Here is a 379-nt window from a genome sequence, read left to right on the forward strand (position 1 = left end):
GCATAACACATATGCCCTATGATATTGGAATATTCCGGCCGGATTTTTACAGATGTTCTGTGTGACAGCAGCATCCCTCTCCCTCCCCTCAGGCAGTAACGCGGACCGGTATTTACAGTCCGCTTTAACTTAATACGACTTGCTCTGATGTTCAATATAACGGCGGATATTTTCCTCAGATACAGATCCGATCGTTTCCACATAATAGGAATGGTTCCACAGCTCTCCCTTCCATATGGTCTCCTTCACCACATTCAAATAAATGAACAGTAAAGCCCTTGTCCTCAGCAATCTGCTGTACCAGTTCCTTTAGGTATTCCTCAATTCCTGAGTTTAATATCTTCCGTCGGTATTTCACTGACCATACCATATGGTAGTT

Annotated in this window: 1 pseudogene; it reads right to left on the reverse strand. The window is 43.5% G+C overall.

Going from position 1 to position 379, the window contains the following annotated elements:
* Positions 1-129: 129 nt before the first annotated feature.
* A pseudogene (locus GPK60_RS09785) lies at positions 130-379 on the reverse strand (transposase); the annotation flags it as partial.

This window comes from Ruminococcus sp. MCC718, assembly GCF_018783905.1.
GTDB classification, from domain to species: Bacteria; Bacillota; Clostridia; order Lachnospirales; family Lachnospiraceae; genus Hominisplanchenecus; species Hominisplanchenecus faecis.